The organism is Roseicyclus sp. (genome assembly GCF_052168335.1).
Classification (GTDB): Bacteria; Pseudomonadota; Alphaproteobacteria; order Rhodobacterales; family Rhodobacteraceae; genus Roseibacterium.
Map to the genome: position 1 here is coordinate 1 of NZ_JBQLZP010000265.1, position 4,101 is coordinate 4,101.

The window sequence follows — 4,101 nt, forward strand, 5'->3', positions numbered from 1 at the left end:
ACCTGCTCCTCGACTGCTGCCGCGGCCGTCCGGAGCTGTGCCTTCCCGTCCCCACCCCCGCCTCCGAAGGAGCCCCCGCCATGTCGGATCGCACCTACAAGGTCCTGTTCATCTGCACCGGCAATTCCGCCCGCTCGATCTTCGCCGAGTCGATCCTCCGCAAGGAGGGGGGCGACAGGTTCGAGGCCCATTCCGCCGGGACGCGCCCGCGCTCCGAGCTCAACCCCTTCGCGCTCGAGGTTCTGCGGCAGAAGGGCCACGACGTCTCCGTCCTGCGCGCCAAGAACGTGGCGGAGTTCCAGGGCGAGGGTGCGCCGCGCTTCGACTTCGTCTTCACCGTCTGCAACCAGGCCGCGAACGAGGAATGCCCGCCCTGGATCGGTCAGCCGGTAAGCGCCCACTGGGGGATGCCGGACCCGGTGAAGGCCGAAGGCACCGACGCCGAGAAGGCGCTGGCCTTCCAGCAGGCCTATGGCGCGCTCCGCAACCGCATCCTCGCCTTCACGGCGCTGCCCCTCGACGCGCTGGACCGCATCTCGCTCCAGTCCGCCGTCGACGACATCGGCCGCATGTCCGCCGGAGAGCCCGCATGACCGTCTACGCGCTGAACGGTCTCGGCCGGATCGGGAAGCTCGCGCTCCGCCCGCTGCTGGAGCGGGGGGCCGAGATCGCCTGGATCAACGACGGCGTCGGCGACCCGGCGATGCACGCGCATCTGCTGGAGTTCGACACCGTCCACGGGCGGTGGGACGCCGCCTTCGAAAGCGACGCGGAGAGCGTCACGATCGACGGGCGCAGGCTGCCCTTCGTCGGCACGAAGGACCTGGGCCAACTCCCGCTCGACGGGGTGGACGTGGTCATCGACTGCACCGGCGCCTTCAAGACCGAGGGCAAGCTCGCCCCCTATTTCGACGCGGGCGTGCGCAAGGTGGTGGTCTCGGCGCCGGTCAAGGACGGGCCGACCGCCAACATCGTCTATGGCGTCAACCACGATATCTACGATCCCGCTGCGCACCGGATCGTCACGGCGGCCTCCTGCACGACGAACTGTCTTGCGCCCGTGGTGAAGGTCCTGCACGAGGCCATCGGCATCCGCCACGGCTCGATCACCACGATCCACGACGTGACGAACACGCAGACCATCGTGGACCGGCCCGCCAAGGACCTGCGGCGCGCGCGGTCGGCGCTGAACTCGCTGATCCCCACGACGACGGGCAGCGCCACGGCGATCACGCTGATCTACCCCGAGCTCGAGGGCCGGCTGAACGGCCATGCGGTGCGCGTGCCGCTCCTGAACGCCTCGATCACCGACTGCGTCTTCGAGATGACGCGCACGACGGACGTGGAGGAGGTGAACGCCCTCTTCCGCGCGGCGGCGGAGGGGCCGCTCCGGGGCATCCTCGGCTACGAGGAGCGGCCGCTCGTCTCGGCGGACTACACGAACGACACGCGCTCCTCCATCGTCGACGCGCCCTCCACCATGGTCGTCAACGGCACGCAGGTGAAGGTCTACGCCTGGTACGACAACGAGATGGGCTATGCCCACCGCCTCGTCGACGTCGCGCTGATGGTCGGGGCCTCGCTGTGAGCCGACCCGAGGGCCTCTCGGCATACATCGCCGTCACCGCCTCCTACTGGGCGTTCATGCTGACGGACGGGGCGCTCAGGATGCTGGTGCTCCTCCACTTCCACACGCTCGGCTTCACGCCGGTGCAGCTCGCGTATCTCTTCGTGCTCTACGAGATCGCGGGGATGGTGACGAACCTGTCCGCCGGATGGATCGCCGCGCGCTTCGGGCTGACCTCGACGCTCTACGCGGGGCTCGGGCTTCAGGTCCTGGCGCTGCTGGCGCTGACGCAGCTCGATCCGGCCTGGGCCATCGGCGCGTCGGTCGCCTTCGTCATGGTGGTGCAGGGGGCGTCGGGCGTGGCCAAGGATCTGGCCAAGATGTCCTCCAAGTCCGCCGTGAAGATCCTCGCGCCGACCGAGAAGGGCGGGCTCTTCCGCTGGGTCGCGATCCTGACGGGATCGAAGAACGCGGTGAAGGGGCTCGGCTTCCTCCTCGGGGCCGCGCTGCTCGCCACGGTCGGCTTCGTCTGGGCCGTGCTCGCGATGGCGGCGGTGCTCGCGCTGATCCTGTTCGCCGTGCTCCTCGCCATGCCGCCGGGCCTGCCCGGGGGCCGCAAGGGCGCGAAGTTCTCCGAGGTCTTCTCGAAGTCGGCCAACGTCAACTGGCTGAGCGCGGCGCGCGTCTTCCTCTTCGGGGCGCGGGACGTCTGGTTCGTCGTCGGCATCCCGATCTACTTCTATGCCGTGCTCTCGGACGGAACGGTCGCGGGCAACCGCGCGGCCTTCTTCATGATCGGCAGCTTCATGGCGCTCTGGATCATCCTCTACGGCGCGGTGCAGGCCTCGGCCCCGAGGCTCCTGCGCGCCGCCACCACGCCCGAGCGCGACCTCGTCGGCCGCGCGCGCGGCTGGGCCTGGGCGCTCGCGGCCATCCCGGCCGCGCTGACCGCCGCCGCGCTCGCCTCCTCCGGGCCGGAGCCCTGGCTGACCGCGACGCTGGTGGCGGGCCTCCTCGTCTTCGGGGGCGTCTTCGCGGTGAACTCCGCGCTGCACTCCTACCTCATCCTCGCCTTCACCAGGGCCGAGCGGGTGACGATGGACGTGGGCTTCTACTACATGGCGAACGCGGGCGGCCGGCTCGCCGGGACGGTCCTGTCGGGGCTGACCTACCAGTGGGGCGGGCTGCCGCTCATGCTCGGCACGGCCACGGTGATGGTCGCGCTCTCCGCGCTCGCCGCCGGCCGCCTCAGGGCGGAGCACCCGGAGGCCACCCCGGCATGAGCGTCTTCGAGCGTTACCTGACGGTCTGGGTCGCGCTCGCCATGCTGGCGGGCATCGGCATCGGTGCGGCGGCGCCCGGCCTGGTCGAGGCCATCGCCGCGGCCGAGGTCGCCCGCGTCAACCTCGTCGTCGCGGTCCTGATCTGGGCGATGGTCTACCCGATGATGGTGGGCGTCGATCCCCGCAGCCTGCGCGACGTGGCCCGCCAGCCGAAGGGTCTCGCCATCACGCTGGCCGTCAACTGGCTGATCAAGCCCTTCACCATGGCGGCGCTCGGCGTCCTGTTCTTCGAGGTCGTCTTCGCGGACCTCATCGCGCCCGAGGACGCGCAGCAGTACATCGCGGGGCTGATCCTGCTCGGCGCGGCGCCCTGCACGGCGATGGTCTTCGTCTGGTCGCAGCTCACGCGCGGGGACGAGGGCTACACGCTCCTCCAGGTCTCGGTGAACGACGTCGTGATGGTCTTCGCCTTCGCGCCGATCGTCGCCTTCCTCCTCGGCGTCACGGACATCGTCGTGCCGTGGGAGACGCTGATCCTGTCCGTCGTGCTCTTCGTCGCGCTGCCGCTTGCCGCCGGCCTCTGGACACGGGCACGACTTGGCACCGAGGCGCGCATCGCAGCGTTCCGCGACCGGGTGAAGCCCTGGGGCGTCGTCGGCCTGATCGCGACGGTGGCGATCCTCTTCGGCCTCCAGGGACAGGTGATCCTCGACCGTCCGCTCGTCATCGCGCTGATCGCGGTGCCGATCCTGATCCAGTCCTACGGCATCTTCGCGCTGGCCTATGCCGCGGCCTTCGCGCTCCGCGTGCCGCACCGGATCGCGGCGCCCTGCGCGCTGATCGGGACATCGAACTTCTTCGAGCTCGCCGTCGCCGTCGCCATCAGCCTCTTCGGTTTGAACTCGGGCGCCGCGCTCGCGACCGTCGTGGGCGTCCTTGTCGAGGTGCCGGTAATGCTGTCGCTCGTGGCCTTCGCCAACCGCACGCGCGCCCGCTTCGCCTGAAAGGGCCCGCTTCGGGTGCGCGGGGCATGGCCTACCGCGCGCGTTGCGGAAACCGGATCTCCTGCACGTCGGCGAGGAAGAAGGGGAAATACGCCTCGGTTCCGAACATGTTGCCGGCCTCGACGCGGAAGGGCAGGCGAAAGCCCTGCACCTCGCGGAAATCCGAGAGGATCCCGCCGAAGGGCTGAAGCCGATGCACGCCCTCGGGGTTCGCGTTGCTCCAGCGCTGGAATGTCACCGTCACGGG

The 4,101-nt window shown here is 69.9% G+C and carries 4 protein-coding genes and 1 pseudogene; 4 read left to right on the top strand and 1 reads right to left on the bottom strand.

Annotated features, from left to right (window positions below):
• The 4 genes from ACTS11_RS08000 to arsB all read left to right on the top strand — a co-directional run.
• Positions 1-593, top strand: a 593-nt coding sequence (locus ACTS11_RS08000; protein WP_442639799.1) for an arsenate reductase ArsC, incomplete at its 5' end; no start/stop codon positions are given.
• Positions 590-1,588 (top strand): ArsJ-associated glyceraldehyde-3-phosphate dehydrogenase, encoded by a 999-nt coding sequence (locus ACTS11_RS08005; RefSeq protein ID WP_442639800.1) that lies wholly within the window; start codon positions 590-592, stop codon positions 1,586-1,588. The genes ACTS11_RS08000 and ACTS11_RS08005, both read left to right, overlap by 4 nt.
• A gap of 56 nt (positions 1,589-1,644) precedes the next feature.
• Positions 1,645-2,850: an organoarsenical effux MFS transporter ArsJ gene (gene arsJ / locus ACTS11_RS08010; RefSeq protein WP_442639802.1), complete on the top strand. Its 1,206-nt coding sequence runs from the start codon at positions 1,645-1,647 to the stop codon at positions 2,848-2,850.
• Complete coding sequence (arsB, locus tag ACTS11_RS08015) at positions 2,847-3,854, top strand: ACR3 family arsenite efflux transporter (RefSeq protein WP_442639801.1); 1,008 nt, start codon at positions 2,847-2,849, stop codon at positions 3,852-3,854. The genes arsJ and arsB overlap by 4 nt, the downstream gene beginning before the upstream one ends.
• Before the next feature lie 31 nt (positions 3,855-3,885).
• Here arsB and ACTS11_RS08020 read toward each other — a convergent pair.
• Positions 3,886-4,101, bottom strand: a pseudogene (locus tag ACTS11_RS08020) (DUF6544 family protein); the annotation flags it as partial.